The following is a 15633-nucleotide window of genomic DNA, read 5'->3' on the forward strand; positions in this document are numbered from 1 at the left end:
AAAACGCCACCCCCTCAAAGCTTGGTATTTGGAGATCAGAGACGAAGAAATGGCGAATCGGGAATCAGCCTATAAAATGAAGTTTAACTGATTACTGTTTACTGTTTACTGATTACTGTTTACTGCCAAGATGCCGCAAATGACCCCACCCCCCAACAAAAAAGGGGGACTTCTGACTCCCACAGGACAACAAAAAATTGAGACGGCCATTGGCCAAACCTTTGCCGCCGAGAATTTGCGGTCGAGTTCGGCTAAAATTGCCCAACAGGCAGGGATTCCGGTGGACGTTGCGATCGCTATTCTCTACCGTCAGCGAATCGCCGACCTGAAATCCCTTAAAACCCTCTTTAAAACCTTTGGAGTCCGGTTACGTCGAGAAGATTATGATATCGTCAAACCCGATGAACTGGACAGCAACCCCCCCTCTGAAGAAGAAACCCCCCTGGAGTCTCTCTGGAAAGGCCGCGAGGAGTTAATCGCAACCTGTATCCAGCAACTCCAAGGAGAAACGTGGGTGTTAGTCCTCCAAGGGATCACCGGAATGGGGAAAACGGCCTTAGCAAAACAATTATTAGCCCAATCCGAATTAACCCAAAACTTCCCCCTCCTGTTACAGGTTGATTTTAGCCAAAACCTGCCCCAATTCCCCACCGTAGCGCGACAGGTGTTAGGGGAAGAAATCACCCAAAAAACCTTACAAGACGGGGGAGAAACCGCCCTCGTGGAGGCTGTGGTGGCCAAATTACAATCCCAACCCTGTCTCCTGCTTCTCGATAGTGGAGAAGAACTTTTGGGGGGGGAACGCTTCGCTAGTCATAGTTTTGAGCAATTTTTTGCCCAGCTTACCCAGTCGGAAAACTTGCGATCGCGCCTCATCCTCACCAGCCAAACCCCCCTGCCGCTTCCCCCCTTCAAAACCCACCAACTCACCCTCCCTGGCTTAACAAAGCAGACCATTGAACAACTCTTTCAAGCCTGGGGCATCCCCCTCAACAGCGAAGCCGACCAACAAAACTTCGCCGAAATGGTGAAAATTTCCCAAGGCCACCCCCTCACCCTAAAAATGATCGCCGGAGAAATTCGCACCTATCCCTATTACGGCAATCTTCGCGCCTATTGGCAAGACTACGGCTATGAGTACGACCTCCCCACCCCCATCAGTAACCCCTCCGCCTCGTCCCCAGAAGCCCCGCAGAAACGCGATCTGAGTCAATGGGTCAATACCACCCTAGACCGGGCTTGCCAACGTCTCTACCCCCTCTACCCCCTCGCCTACGAACTCCTGTGTTTAGGGGCCACCCATCCCCACCCCGCCCCCGCCAAAGGCTGGTATTTTTTAATTGGGGATTTTTCTCTCCAGGACCAAGAAGAAGCCCTAGGGGAATTAAAAAAACGCTTTTTTCTTGAAGAAGAAAACTTACCCCAGACAGTTTGCTATCATTTGCCCAAGGTATTGCGTAGAATTATCTTGCAGAATATCCCGAAAGTGAGACCAGAGGGGGAAACCGCGTGAAAGAACAAGAAGTACAACTACAACGGCTTTCAGAAGAAGAAGCCCTCAAAGTTCGCTATCGTAAAAACGCCAAAACCTTCGTTTTACCTGCGGCAGAGGAGAAAGAAACCGTCACGGCGGAAACGCCTTCCTTAATGCGGTTACTCGAATGTATCAAATATTGGAGTGGCCTGCGACAAGGGGAGGGAATGGAAGGAGAGGCAGAAGGAAACGCCCCCTCACCCAGTTTACAGGATGTTTTAGAAGAATTTAATTTAACAGAAATTGCCCATATTCGTTGGGCGTTTTACTATTTACAACTCTATCAACCCAGTCCCAGTGAAAGCCAACTGGAACAAGTCCGGGGATATTTAGAAGCCTTTGATCATCTCTGCGAAATTGAAGCCTGGCCAGAAGCCAGTGAAATTTTATTTTTCCCTATCGAAAACCAACCCCTCCATCAACATTTAAAAAATTGGGGCTATTTTCACGAATTAATCCAATTATATCAACCTTTACTAGGGAAATGTTCTCCCCAAGTGGAACAAGTTTGTTTACAGGGGTTAGGCATTGCCCATTACTTCTTAGAAGACTATCCCCAAGTGGTTCAATATTTACAAGCCTATTTAGAGCAAGAAGTCCCAGAGAATGAGTTAAAATGGGAGGAAACTTGTTTATATTTAGGGAATGCCTTTTATGCCTTGGGGGAATATGAAAAAACCGTTAATTATTTAAAAAAAGGACTTAATTTAACCCAAAGTTCCGACTCCTCCCCTGTCACCCAAAAAACCTTATTTCATTTAGGCAATGCTTACTATGCCTTAGAGAACTATAAAAGCGCGATTTCCCACCTACAATCTTATCTTCCCCTAGCCCGAAAAAAAGCACAAGAGCAACAAGATTATCTTCCCTTAGCCACCACCTTACTCCACTTAGGGAATAGTCACTATGCGTTACAACAATATCCTGAAACTATCCCCTACATCGAAGACTTTTTAAACCAATGTTCTAAGTTTACCTCCGAAGACTTAACGGAACGTTTGGCCACCGCTTTACACCCGTTAGGGTACTCTTATTATTTTCTCCAAGACTATCAAAAAGCGATTCTCGTTTTACAACGCTATTGGGACATCCTTCAGGAACAAACCGACACCCCCGACAGTGTTGCCCCCCTTCAGTATATCGGCAACGCCCATTATTTTCTCCAGCATTATGCTGAAGCCATTACCTATTTACGCCAGTATTTAAACCAAGTTTCCCAAACCCAAGAAACTCCAGAATTAGCCACCACCTTTCTACATTTGGGATACTCCCATTATCATCAACAGGAGTACGAAAACGCCGTCACCTGTTTACATCAATATTTAAACTTTGTCACCGATACCCCAGACTCGGAAACTTTAACCCATATTTATCTTTATACGGGGAAAGCTAACTACGCATTAGGCAACCATAGCGAAGCCGTGGAAGCCTTGCAAAAATATCTCAATCTTCTCCCCGATGAACCGCCCTTAGACTTACAAGAAGATCTCTATTATGCCCTAGGTCAATCTTATTATCAACTGGCAGACTATGCCCCCGCCATTGAATATCTCCGGCAATATTTACAACGAGTGGAGAGGAGTGAAACTTCGTCTCCCCAAGAGAATACTTTATTTGCCTTGGGAAAATCTCACTATCTCTTACAAGAGTATGAACCAGCCATCGAGTCTCTTAAACAGTATTTAGCCACCCTGGAAAGTCAAGACAGTGGGGAGGAGTTAGCCACAACTTTATTGTATCTAGGGAATGCCCATTATGCCCTGCAAGCCTATCGTCCCACCATTGAATACTTGCAACAGTATTTAACGCTGACGGGGAAAGATAAAGGGGCCGTGGAGTTAGAAACCACCCTCTTTCATTTAGGGAATGCTTACTATGCCCTGCGGGAATATAGCCAAACCGTGGATTATTTGCAACAATACCTGCATTTAGTAGAACAAAACCCAGATCATAAGACTCCGCAACACCAAGAAAAAGCCCATCTCAACTTGGGGAATACCTTTGGGTGTTTAGGGGAATATGAAAAAGCGATCGCGCAATTCCAACATCTTCTCAACTTAGCCCAACAAATCGGCGATCGACAACGGGAAGGAGTCGCCCTGACTAACCTCGGTAATGCCTACTGTTCATTAGGGAAATATGCCGAAGCCTTAGACTATTTTCAGCAATATTTGATTATTACCGAAGACTTAAACGACTTACCAGGGAAAGGCCGGGCCTTGGGTAACTTGGGGGTGGCCTACTTCTATCGCGGCCATTACCAGAAAGCCATCTCCTTAGCCCACAAAGCCCTCAAAATCGCCCGTAAGACCGGAGATCAGGCCGAAATCGGTCGCCTCCTCGGTAGCCTCGGCAACGCCTACAACGCCCTAGGAGACCACGATCGCGCCATGTCTTTATATCAACAACAGTGGAATATTGCCCGCATGAACGATGATCGGCCAGCCATTGGGGCCGCCTTACGCAGTTTAGGTGTAACCTATTGTCTCCTAGGGAACTATACCCAGGCTGTCAAACACCTACGTCAGAGTTTGCCCATCGCCAAAGAAATCGGCGATCGTTTTGAACAAGGCCGTATCTTCTCCCACCTAGGAGAAAGTCACATTTACCTAGAGGAGTACCCCCAAGCAAGGGAAAGTTTACAGGATGCCTTAAAAGTCGCCCGCGCGATCGGGGCCCGACAAATCGAAGCCAAGGTATTATACAATTTAGCCCGTTTAGGCCGTAAAACCCGCAATTTAGAACAAGCCAGAGACTACAGCGAACAAGCGGTGAATATTGCCCAAGATTTAGATATCCCCGAAGTCGAAGAATATCAAGCCTTTCAAGAAAAACTCAAACCTTCCTTTCTCCAGTCTCTCTGGGAAACCCTTCTCGGTTTAATCCAGAAACAAGTGCTGCGATCTTCCTCTTAAATATCCAGAGGGGAATCATCCGAGAGGCCAAATCTAGGATGATTCCTCCTCGGATTCTGAGGGGGAGAGATATTGATGTGACCTTTGGCTACTCAGTTGTCTCACTCCATCCGGATCAACGCCTTATAACTCTGGACATTTCCTCACAGCAAGATTAGTCTAAGATTAGATTCAACCTTTGAGCCAATAAATTGTATGAGAATCTTAGTGACGGGCGGTGCAGGTTTCCTCGGTTCTCACCTGATTGACCGCCTTATGGAAGTCGGCCACGAAGTCATCTGCCTCGATAATTTTTACACCGGGAATAAACAAAATATTCTCCACTGGCTAGATAATCCCTATTTTGAGTTAATTCGCCACGATATCACAGAACCGATTCGCCTGGAGGTAGATCAAATCTATCATTTGGCTTGTCCTGCATCTCCCGTCCACTATCAATATAATCCGGTGAAAACCATTAAAACCAATGTCATCGGGACGTTGAATATGTTAGGACTGGCCAAACGAGTGAAGGCTAGGTTTTTTCTGGCCTCCACCTCGGAAGTGTATGGTGATCCTACGGTTCATCCCCAGTCGGAAGACTATCGCGGTAATGTGAATTGTATTGGCATTAGGTCATGTTACGACGAGGGAAAGCGGGTGGCTGAAACCCTCACCTATGACTATCATCGCCAAAATGGGGTGGATGTCCGGGTGGTGCGGATTTTTAATAGTTTGACGGGGGATCAAAATGTTCTCTATTATCGCGGGAATCAGTTATATTATGAGCCTTTTGCTCAATGTTATGAGCGGATTAAGGATGATTTTAGTGAGGTTTCTGTTCCCTGTTTTGATGCACAGTCCAAGATGGTGATTAAGCCGATTTCTGGGGTGTGGAAACATCCGGTACGGAAGACGGGATATAAAATTAAAACCACTTGGGGGAAACAGGTTAAAATTACTGAGGATCATAGTTTATTTACACGCCACAAGGATGGGAGTCCGCAAGCGGTTTTTGGTCGGGATTTAAAGGTGGGGGATGAGGTGGCTGTTCCCCGTCAAATGATGTTTGTAGAACAACCGTTAACTGAGGTGCGTTTGACGGATTATTTAACGGAGGAGGAGGGGATTTTGGTCAGCAGCGATAGCCTGACGGCTGTGCGAAGCGATCGCACCTTGAATCTCCTTGAACAATACAACCTTCAAATTCGCCAATTTTTAACCACAGAAGGGGTTAACCCCCAAGGGTTTTATACGCATCTCAAAACCTATGAAGCGGAGAATCAATTACCCTTAAAATTATGGCGGAAATTAGGGGTAGAGTTTACCGGAAAAGAATATCTGGTTTATCCTCCCAATGCCGTTAGTCTTCCCAATACTCTCCCCTCCATTGAGGAGTTTTTATGGGTGTTAGGGTTTACTCTGGCCAAGGGCGAAATTGTTGAAACACCAACGGGACTACAACTGCGGTTTACGGCAGAGGAAGATTCCTTGCAACAATTGATCCAAACTGTTGACCATCTATTTGGCATCCCCACCAAAATTGAGTACAATGAAACCGAGGGTCAATGGGTGCAACTATGGGTCAAATTAATTGTGGATTTGATCTTAAATTGTTTAGAATTAGACCCCACAAAAGCGGAGAGTGAAAAAGATATTCCGAACTGGATATTACAACTCCCGAAAGCGCAACTGGTTCACTTTTTACAAGGTTTTTCAACTCATTCTCATTCAGGGAATTTAGGAGAATTTAAGCAAAATGAATTTAAGCACAATTCAGACGCTCTAACTTGGTTTAATTCGAGTCAAAAAGTGATTGAAAAATTATGTTTAATTCTCACTAAATTTGGCCTCGTGGGAGGAGTCGAGGAAACTAACACAAAAACAGAAAAATGTCAACCAATTTACAGCTTAAAAGTTGATGGATTAAGCCCGACTTCCTTGCTAGAGTTAGACCAAATTACTCAAACCTTACCCACCGCTACCCAAGCCGATCTTGCCTGGGCAAAAGTAACTGAAATCGAAGCCTTTTCCCTAGAAGAAGAAGTGTATGATTTCTCCGTCCCTGACCATGAAAACTTTGTGGGGGGGAGTTATGGAATTTGTTGCCATAACACCTACGGGCCGCGGATGTTACCCAACGATGGGCGAGTGGTGAGTAACTTGATTGTGCAAGCATTGCAAGGAATTCCCCTCACCGTGTATGGGGATGGGATGCAAACCCGGAGTTTTTGTTACGTCTCCGACTTAGTAGAAGGGTTTATTCGTTTAATGAACAGCGATCGCACCGAACCCGTCAACATCGGCAACCCCGGAGAATACACCATCCTAGAACTCGCCCAAACCATTCAAAGCATGGTCAACCCGGACACAGAACTCATCTTTAAACCCCTACCCCAAGATGATCCCAAACAACGACAACCGGACATCACCCGGGCCCAACAATGGTTAGACTGGCAACCCACCATCCCCTTACAACAAGGACTGGAAAAAACCATCGCTTATTTCCGCGATCGCTTAGAACGAGAAAACTTCGTCCCAAACCCTAAAAAAACGTAACCTTTCCCCGATCAGCACAGGCCAAAATGCCAAAATTGTCTTGAAAGACGGTAAAACCTGCACCATAGAAATAGAACACACAACTCTTTGAGGAATAAACATCATGCGCGTTTGTGTCATTGGGACTGGATATGTCGGATTAGTCACCGGAGTTTGTCTATCCCAGATCGGACATCATGTTATCTGCATTGATAACAACGAAGAAAAAGTCAAACTGATGAAGTCTGGCCAGTCCCCCATTTATGAACCTGGACTCTCAGACCTCATGAAAGAGTCCATGAAAAAAGAAAACATTGAATTTACCTCCGACCTCGGTTATGGAGTGACCAACAGTGATATTCTCTTTATCGCCGTAGGAACACCTCCCCTCCCCACCGGAGAAAGTGACACCCGTTACGTCGAAGCCGTCGCACGAGGCATTGGGACCCATCTCAATGACGGGTATAAAGTCATTGTCAACAAATCCACCGTTCCCATTGGGTCTGGGGACTGGGTGCGTATGATTGTCCTAGACGGAGTAGCCGAACGACAACAAACCTTGGTTGGCAGTGGAGGGAGTTCCCCCGACATTACCGCCGAATTTGATGTGGTCAGTAACCCAGAATTTTTACGGGAAGGGTCGGCGGTTTATGATACCTTCAACCCCGATCGCATTGTCTTAGGCAGTAACAGTGCCAAAGCCTTGGATATGATGGAGGAAATGTACGCCCCCCTCGTGAACCGTTCCTTCGCCGAAGAAAAAGACCTGCCTCCCGTTTCCGTAGTTCGGACAGACCTGAGTTCGGCAGAAATGATTAAATATGCCGCCAACTCCTTCTTAGCCACTAAAATTAGTTTTATTAACGAAATCGCCAATATTTGCGATCGCGTGGGGGCAGACGTAACCCAAGTCGCCGCCGGAATTGGTCTAGATAGTCGCATCGGTGCAAAATTCCTACAAGCGGGACTCGGTTGGGGGGGGTCTTGTTTCCCCAAAGACGTATCCGCCCTCATTCACACCGCCGATGACTACGGATATGATGCCGAACTGCTCAAATCCGCCGTTAGCGTCAACCAACGACAACGGTTAATTGTCCTAGAAAAACTGCAACAGGAACTAAAAATCCTCAAAGGTAAAGTCGTCGGTCTTCTCGGCCTCACCTTTAAACCCGACACCGATGATATGCGGGATGCCCCAGCCCTCAACCTCATCGAACAGTTAAACCGTCTAGGGGCAAAAGTGAAAGCCTATGACCCCATTGTCTCCCAAACCGGGATGCGTCATGGGTTATCGGGAGTCTTAGTCGAAACCGACCCCGAACGGTTAGCCGATGGTTGTGATGCCCTCGTCCTCGTCACCGACTGGCAACAGTTCCAAACCCTCGACTATGACCAATTGGTGAAATTAATGAACCATGCCCTCATTATTGACGGACGGAACTTCCTCGACCGAGAAAAAGCCGAAAAAGCGGGTTTCCGTTACGTCGGCATTGGTCATTAAACTCTAAAACTTCCGGGGCGCAACGCTTGCGCCCCGGAAGCGTTAGCTCGCTTGCTCTCCAGATACAAGGGCGACTGTTAGCGTTGAGGCAACAACCAATTGAGTAACACCCCCGCCACACTACAGAGGCCAATCCCTTCCAAGGCAAACGCCCCGGTTTCTAGGGTTAAGCCACCCACCCCAAAAATTAAAATAATGCCCACAATCACGACATTACGCTGTTTGAGGAGATTTTCCCCAGACCGGACAAGGCTATTCATGCCGACAATCACAATTGTGCCAAAGAGAATAATGAGAATGCCGCCCATGACTGGGGGGGGAATAGTGCGGAGGAAAGCCCCTAATTTACCGACAAATGCGAGAATAATGGCTGCGATCGCAGCAATACTCATAATGGCCGGATTAAAAATTTTCGTCAACGCCACCGCCCCAGTCACCTCAGAATAAGTCGTATTAGGTGGCCCCCCCAAAAAAGCGGCCACCGTCGTTGCCAGTCCATCCCCCAATAACGTCCGGTGAACCCCCGGATCATGCAAATAATTCTTCTCAGCCACAGAACTAATCGCCAAAATATCGCCAAAATGCTCAATGGCCGGGGCAATCGCAACAGGCAAAATAAACAAAATCGCCGGGAAATGAAACTTAGGGGTAGTAAAGGACGGAAACGCCAGCCAAGGGGCTTCTAGCACCGAATCAAAGACCACCATTCCCATCAATAGGGACACCCCATACCCTACCCCAATCCCCACTAAAATCGGCACTAATTGCAACCAACCGCGACTAAACAACGCCGTCAACATCGTCGCCAAGAGAGAAATCCCCCCCACCACTAAGGCTTGGCCTTGAGTATAATGATCCCCCCCCTGAGACACCATATCAATGGCCACCGGGGCCAGAGATAACCCAATCACCATAATCACCGGCCCTGTAACAATGGGGGGTAAAATGCGCAGCACAAACTCCGGCCCCCGCCAAAAAATAATCAAACTCAACAGGAGATACAATCCCCCAGCGGCCATTAACCCCGACAGAGTTTCCGCCACCCCATACTGTTTCACCCCAAACTGAATGGGGGCAATAAAGGCAAAGGAAGAAGCCAGAAAAACCGGAACTTTCCCCCCTGTGATTAACTGAAAGAGTAATGTCCCGACTCCGGCTGTAAACAGGGCAACATTGGGATCAAACCCCACCAAAATCGGCACTAATACCAAGGCCCCAAAGGCCACAAAGAGCATCTGAATGCCCAAGGGAATATCTTGCCAACGGAGTTGATACCTTGTGGAGTCGGTTGGGTTTTGATAATCGGTGTCAGAGTCGTGCATCGTCTATTTTTGGGGACTAATTTGCCATTTTTACCATAAGGTGGGCTGATATGCAGTACATTGAGGAGACTGCAACAGGAAAGCCCGTTCCTAGTAAGCCCGCTTAGGGCTTACACTGAAGCAATTGCAGACTCCTGTCAGAGAATGGCCGCCTAATATTTGCGCTCTTGGGGTTGAAAACGATTAATCACCACAGGCATATACTGAATGTCAATCCCGGCAGGGGAATAATAACTCAGGGTATGCTGTAGAAACTTCTCATCATCCCGTGTGGCATAGTCTTCACGGGAATGGGCCCCGCGACTTTCCTTCCGGTTATATGCTGAGGCCAAGATCATTTCACCCACAACTAATAAATTGCCTAACTCTAATGCCTCAATTAACTCCGTATTCCAACAGTCACCTTGATCATCTAAGCGAATTTGATGATATTGGTCTTGGAGTTGGCGAATTTTGTCTAACCCTTCCTGCATAATGGCATCAGTGCGAAATACACCACAATGTTCGCTCATGCAGTCTTGAAACTGTTGCCGCAGTTGCCCAATTCTCATATTGCCCTCTTGCTCTAATAACCCGTAAATCCGCTTTTGGGCTTTGTCGAGGTAGGTTTGGGCATCGAAACTGGGCATTTTGCGATTTTGGACGTATTGCGCGAGTTTGATCCCCGTCCGTTTCCCATATACCACACATTCCAACAGGGAATTACTCCCCAAACGGTTAGCCCCATGCACCGATACACAAGCGCATTCTCCGGCAGCAAAAAAGCCTTCAACGAGGGTATCCCCATTCCACCGCACTTGGCCCTCTGTATTCACTGGAATGCCGCCCATGGAATAATGGGCGGTAGGCCGCACAGGCATGGGTTGGTGTATCGCATCTACCCCGACTAACCGATGGGCTTCTTCCCAACAAAACGGCACGCGAGACATAATTTTTTCTTTCCCCATGTGCCGTAAGTCGAGATGCACACAGGGGCCTCCGGCAGTGCCATCGGGATGAAGTCCGCGGCCTGCGCGAATTTCTAGGGTAATCGCGCGAGAGGTAATATCACGGGGGGCGAGTTCCATCTGTTTTGGGGCATAATGTTCCATGAAGCGTTCCCCTTCACTGTTGCGTAAATAAGCTCCTTCACCGCGCACCGCTTCGGAAATGAGAACCCCTGCCGGATATAATCCAGTGGGGTGAAATTGGACAAATTCCATATCTTCGAGGGGTAAACCCGCGATCGCGCACATCGCCAACCCATCCCCCGTCGAGGCATAATCATTAGAGGTGGTATTAAATACCCGGCCATATCCCCCCGTTGCAAACATCACTGCTTTGGCCCGCACTACCGCCAAATGACCATCCAGCAAGTGATACATAATAATGCCTTTGGCCTCATTGTCTTCAAGAATTAACTGCATCACATACCATTCCTCGTAAATGGTGACACCGTGATGCCGTAAATTATTGACCAATTCGTGTAGGATAGCGTGGCCGGTTTTATCTGCCGCATAACAGGTGCGTTTGTGGGAATGGCCCCCAAAGGCCCGTTGAGCAATGCGGCCATCGGGGAGACGGGAGAATAAAACCCCCATGTGTTCGAGATCAATAATGGTATTGGGGGCATCTTTGGCCAAGAATTCCACCGCATCTTGATCGGCCAAATAGTCTGATCCTTTGACAGTATCAAAGGCATGAGCTTCCCAAGCGTCTTCGGAGTCCACATTTTGTAAACTGGCCGCTATCCCCCCTTGGGCCGCAACGGAGTGGGAGCGAATGGGGTGGGTTTTGGCCACTAACCCCACATCTAGACTGGGGTGGGTTTGTTTGATGGCAAGGGCAGCCCGACTTCCGGCTAAACCCCCGCCCACAATGATCACATCATGTTCTAACATGGTTTTCTGGCTTCAGTGTCTCCTATTCTCTCTCTATGGTGGATCGATCTTGGGGGAGAGTTGCTGAATTGCCGAAAAGTTTTCAGGTTTTAGGCCAGATATGGCCAGAGTGAGGTTCTTGATACTCACTTATACATCGGGTTGTATTGGGAAACCACCGGCCACCCTACACTCACTCAAACCCACCTCTCCCAAGCTGTCACCGAGTATTCCCTCAAGGATTATATGTGGCACGTCGCCAGAATACACCAGCAACTACGGGGATGGTTATAGCAGTCATGAGTAAATAGCAAAGCTCTGATGGCGACGCAAAGTCTTACAACCTTTGATTGATGGGGATTTGCGGTGATTATTCTCCTCTTAATGCAGTCCGCCAAGGGGAGAATTAAGCAGAACTAATCTTTCATAAAAGAGACTTATATTTAGAAGGTATTGCAATTCGCTGAGATTATCACTACAGTAAAAAGTAATCACTAAGAAGCGGAGCAAAACAGCCATGCAAACTAACATCAATCTCTACAAAACTTTCTCGGCTCGTATCGAGTTCAATATTTTTTCAACGATTCGTCAACAGTTAGACAATATGGATATCAGCAACCCAGACAAAGCGCGGTTTATTGTGCAATTCATTCCGGCTCAATGTCCTTTTGCGCGGGATATTGCTTTATTTGGTAAAACATTATTTACCATCCCCCCCTTGTGCAAAGTTAATCCTTTTTATGAGCAATTCATGATGCTCCGTTTCCGAGCTTTATCGTATTTAGCGGATGAATGTGGCGAAGATATCAGCGCGTATTGTTAATCATGGAGAGTTGATAATGGAGAGTTGATAGTTGAGAATGAATAATTTGGTATTTCCCTCAATTACCAATTACCAAAATTCACTTTTGCTTTTTACGCCAAATCCATAAAAAGTTAGTGATCATACTCCAACCCACAGATAAACAAGTGGCTAAAATAGCAGCAATGAGATAGTGAATCCCTAAACGGGGTAAATAGTTGGCCGCAGAATACCAAATAACAAAACTACTCGAAATCGCAACATGATATTGCCACAACCGTTTCCAAGTGGGACGGGGATGGCCAAACACCCAACGATCATTGACAAAAAAGCGGCAAATTGTGCCGATTTCTGAGGCTAAAAAAGTGGCGATGAATAAATTAAACACAAACCACTCTTTAAACACATACAGCAAGGGAATATTAATCCCGGTAAAAAATAACCCCACAATCCACCAACGCACCATTGAATTGGCAAAAAATGTTTGGGGAGATAAGGTTTTGAATTTAGCCCACCACATTACTACTTTTTTCCTGATTGAGTCTTAGACTTCATGTTAGCCTGTGGAGTGGCTACCACTGCAACCCCTGCTACTTGAATTTGGTGTCGTTTTAGGGTTCGTCGAGCTTCTTGCACGGTTGCACCTGTGGTGTAAATATCGTCTATAAGCAGGATAGGAGAGCGAGGAAGCCGCTTCTGGAAGTCCTTGCCTAGGGAAAAAGCATTTTTGAGGGTTTCCTTGCGTTCTTGGGGGTTGAGTTCAAAAAGAGCTTGAGTTTCTCGCGCTCGGAGGAGTCCTTGGGGTTTGCAAGGTAATTTTGTGCGATCGCAAAAACTCCTCGCAATTAACTCCGCTTGATCAAACCCACGTTTGGCTCGTTTTTGGGGGTTCATAGGTAACGGAACAACGGTCATTTTCGGGAGAGGCCGAGTAGTCGTCGATAACCACAATTGACCTAACTCATCTCCAAGGAGTTCCGCCAATTCCGGGTGATTTTCGTATTTCATCGTTGCGATCGCCCGTTTCAATACCCCATCATACCGTCCCCACCGCAACACCCCAAAATACTTCCCTTGCTGATAGGGGTGAGGATGCCGACAGTCCTCAAGTTTCCCCAGACAAGATGAGCAGAGGAGGTCTTCTGCTGTGCGATCGCACAACGGACAATTCCCCTGAAGAATTAGTCGTAATAACCCATACCACCAATTTGTCATTCTACCCTAAGATAGGTCTTGCACTGTATCATCTCGATTAAAAACACCATACGATAAAATGCTTAACAAATGACCAAGAAGACCGTATTAAAAATTTATGACCTCTGCAAAACCCGACCAAAAGCAAGGGAATAAAACCCTTGCGGCCATGAAAAACTTTTCAGAAACCTACGCTAAACGCACCGATACTTACTTCTGTGTCGATCCCTCCGTGACTGCCGTAGTCATCGAAGGGTTAGCCCGTCACAAAGACGAACTCGGCGCACCCCTCTGTCCCTGTCGTCATTATGAGGATAAAGAGGCAGAAGTCAAGGCCGCCTATTGGAACTGTCCTTGCGTTCCCATGCGGGAACGGAAAGAATGCCATTGTATGCTCTTTATTACTCCGGATAACGAATTTGCCGGAGAACAACAGGACATCGAAATGGAAGAAATCGAAAAAGTCCGCGACAGTATGCAAGGTGCATAATTAAGAGGGATCAGGTGGAGGGATCAAGTCATTTTTCTTGTACTATCCTATATCCTGTTCCCCATTTTCTTTGTTTTAGCCCATGACAACCGACCAATCTCCCTTCAGAAAAGGAATCCAAGAATTTAATCAACAAGACTTTTACGCCTGTCACGACACCTTAGAGGCCATCTGGATGGAGGCCACAGAACAGGATAAACGCTTCTATCAGGGAATTTTACAAGTCGCTGTGGCCTGTTATCATCTGGGTAATGAAAACCGAAACGGAGCAGTCATGCTACTCGGAGAAGGAACAAAACGACTGCGCGATTATCTCCCCGACTATGAAGGCATCGACGTAGAGCAGTTGTTAGACCAAAGTTTAGATTTATTAACCCAACTGCAACAGACTCCCCCCAATGCGATCGCAGCCTTACAAGAAAAATTAAACAACGGCCAAGTCGCCTATCCGAAAATTGTTTTTTTGAGTAATGGGTAATGGGTAATGGGTAATTGGTGACTCTCGGTGAAACTAAAAATCGCCTAAAATTAGCTAAAAACCTTACAGTGATTAGTTTATGGCCCCCTTGTTAGGGTAAGGGTAACATCTCCCTGTTCCCTATTCCCTGTTCCCTATTCCCTATTCCCAGTTCCGGAGTTCCCTGTCCCCTTCAGATACTGATTACTAACTAATCCAGAAACTTACCAGACAGAGCCATCGTCAGAGCGTATATTGGTATATAGACGAATTAGACTCGTTAGGGAGTTTCCCCTTCTCGCTATGGTGATGCAACAGGTAACACAGACACTCAAATCGACTCGCCCCCCTAAACTACCTCGTTGGGGGGTCAGCTTGCTCCTTTCTCTTGTTGGCTTGGTCGTCTTCTCCCTCCTGCCCACAGCATACGCCCAAAGCGGAGACCGTCGGGCCGTTATCTTACAATCCGACATCCAAGAAGCCAACCAAATTACAGGCGTAATTACCGCCAGAGGCAATGTTCGCGTGGACTACCCCGCCCGACAAATGCACGCCACCGCCGCCCAAGCCCAATATTTTAGTGAAGAAGGCCGCATTGTCCTCACCGGAAATGTTCATATTGTCCAAGCCGGAGGCAACAGTTTACGCGGGGAAACCGTAACCTATCTCGTCAATGAAGGGCGAGTCATCGCCACCCCCCAAGCTAACCGTCAAGTTGAGTCGGTTTACATGATCTCCGACCCTGAAGCCCCTACGGAAACCGAACAAGCCGAACCCGAAGAACCCTTCAACCCCAAACCCGCCTTTAAAGAACCCTACAGCGACCCCCTGCGGCCTCAAGACCCCCCCTTATCCAACGAAGTCCGCCGCACCCGTAACCGCCCCTTAACCAACGAATTCCCCCAAAATCCTCCCTTCCCCGATGAGTTTCCAGACGCTCCTCCCATACCAGAAGACTTCCCTGAACCCCCTCCCTTCCCTGATGAGTTACCGGAACGACCGCCTTTTTCCGATGAGTTGAACGATTTGTAACTTGACCCCT

At 47.2% G+C, this 15633-nt stretch carries 12 protein-coding genes and 3 pseudogenes; 11 read left to right on the top strand and 4 right to left on the bottom strand.

Annotation, left to right across the window (positions count from 1 at the left end; all coding sequences use genetic code 11):
• Nucleotides 1-139: 139 nt before the first annotated feature.
• From PN462_RS18680 to PN462_RS18695, 6 genes and pseudogenes are all read left to right on the top strand, one after another.
• A complete protein-coding gene (locus tag PN462_RS18680) occupies nt 140-1513 on the top strand; it encodes an ATP-binding protein (RefSeq protein ID WP_272130341.1) in 1374 nt (457 codons plus the stop codon).
• Nucleotides 1510-4449, top strand: coding sequence for a tetratricopeptide repeat protein (locus PN462_RS18685; protein WP_272130342.1), 2940 nt, complete (start codon nt 1510-1512; stop codon nt 4447-4449). Before PN462_RS18680 ends, PN462_RS18685 begins: the two co-directional genes overlap by 4 nt.
• A 195-nt stretch (nt 4450-4644) precedes the next feature.
• A pseudogene (locus PN462_RS23650) lies at nt 4645-5163 on the top strand (GDP-mannose 4,6-dehydratase); the annotation flags it as partial.
• Nucleotides 5146-6537 (top strand): annotated as a pseudogene (locus tag PN462_RS23655) (GDP-mannose 4,6-dehydratase); the annotation flags it as partial. The pseudogenes PN462_RS23650 and PN462_RS23655, both read left to right, overlap by 18 nt.
• A 3-nt stretch (nt 6538-6540) precedes the next feature.
• Nucleotides 6541-6987 (top strand): annotated as a pseudogene (locus PN462_RS23660) (NAD-dependent epimerase/dehydratase family protein); the annotation flags it as partial.
• 103 nt (nt 6988-7090) lie between these two features.
• Nucleotides 7091-8467, top strand: a complete 1377-nt coding sequence (locus PN462_RS18695; RefSeq protein ID WP_272130344.1) for a UDP-glucose dehydrogenase family protein — start codon at nt 7091-7093, stop codon at nt 8465-8467.
• Nucleotides 8468-8544: 77 nt separating this feature from the next.
• Here the strand turns inward: PN462_RS18695 and PN462_RS18700 are convergent, their stop codons facing one another.
• Together PN462_RS18700 and PN462_RS18705 are read right to left on the bottom strand one after the other, a co-directional pair.
• A complete protein-coding gene (locus PN462_RS18700) occupies nt 8545-9789 on the bottom strand; it encodes a uracil-xanthine permease family protein (RefSeq protein ID WP_272130345.1) in 1245 nt (414 codons plus the stop codon).
• A gap of 152 nt (nt 9790-9941) precedes the next feature.
• Nucleotides 9942-11669 (bottom strand): succinate dehydrogenase/fumarate reductase flavoprotein subunit, encoded by a 1728-nt coding sequence (locus PN462_RS18705; protein ID WP_272130346.1) that lies wholly within the window; start codon nt 11667-11669, stop codon nt 9942-9944.
• A 141-nt stretch (nt 11670-11810) separates the two neighbouring features.
• Between PN462_RS18705 and PN462_RS18710 the strand changes: the two genes are divergently transcribed.
• Together PN462_RS18710 and PN462_RS18715 are read left to right on the top strand one after the other, a co-directional pair.
• A complete protein-coding gene (locus PN462_RS18710; RefSeq protein ID WP_272130347.1) occupies nt 11811-11942 on the top strand; it encodes a hypothetical protein in 132 nt (43 codons plus the stop codon).
• Nucleotides 11943-12165: 223 nt separating this feature from the next.
• Nucleotides 12166-12471, top strand: coding sequence for a Mo-dependent nitrogenase C-terminal domain-containing protein (locus PN462_RS18715; protein ID WP_272130348.1), 306 nt, complete (start codon nt 12166-12168; stop codon nt 12469-12471).
• A 79-nt stretch (nt 12472-12550) separates the two neighbouring features.
• Here the strand turns inward: PN462_RS18715 and PN462_RS18720 are convergent, their stop codons facing one another.
• Together PN462_RS18720 and PN462_RS18725 are read right to left on the bottom strand one after the other, a co-directional pair.
• A complete protein-coding gene (locus tag PN462_RS18720; RefSeq protein ID WP_272130349.1) occupies nt 12551-12970 on the bottom strand; it encodes a GtrA family protein in 420 nt (139 codons plus the stop codon).
• 2 nt (nt 12971-12972) lie between these two features.
• Complete coding sequence (locus PN462_RS18725) at nt 12973-13665, bottom strand: ComF family protein (RefSeq protein ID WP_272130350.1); 693 nt, start codon at nt 13663-13665, stop codon at nt 12973-12975.
• A gap of 97 nt (nt 13666-13762) precedes the next feature.
• Between PN462_RS18725 and PN462_RS18730 the strand changes: the two genes are divergently transcribed.
• From PN462_RS18730 to PN462_RS18740, 3 genes are all read left to right on the top strand, one after another.
• Nucleotides 13763-14134 carry a ferredoxin thioredoxin reductase catalytic beta subunit gene (locus PN462_RS18730; RefSeq protein ID WP_272130351.1) on the top strand — a complete coding sequence of 124 codons (372 nt, stop codon included), beginning with the start codon at nt 13763-13765 and terminating at the stop codon, nt 14132-14134.
• Between the two features lie 82 nt (nt 14135-14216).
• Complete coding sequence (locus PN462_RS18735; RefSeq protein WP_272130352.1) at nt 14217-14612, top strand: DUF309 domain-containing protein; 396 nt, start codon at nt 14217-14219, stop codon at nt 14610-14612.
• A 354-nt stretch (nt 14613-14966) separates the two neighbouring features.
• Nucleotides 14967-15623: an LptA/OstA family protein gene (locus PN462_RS18740; protein ID WP_272130353.1), complete on the top strand. Its 657-nt coding sequence runs from the start codon at nt 14967-14969 to the stop codon at nt 15621-15623.
• Nucleotides 15624-15633 lie beyond the last annotated feature (10 nt).

The organism is Spirulina sp. CS-785/01, from assembly GCF_028330525.1.
In the GTDB taxonomy this organism is placed as follows: domain Bacteria; phylum Cyanobacteriota; class Cyanobacteriia; order Cyanobacteriales; family Spirulinaceae; genus JAQMSD01.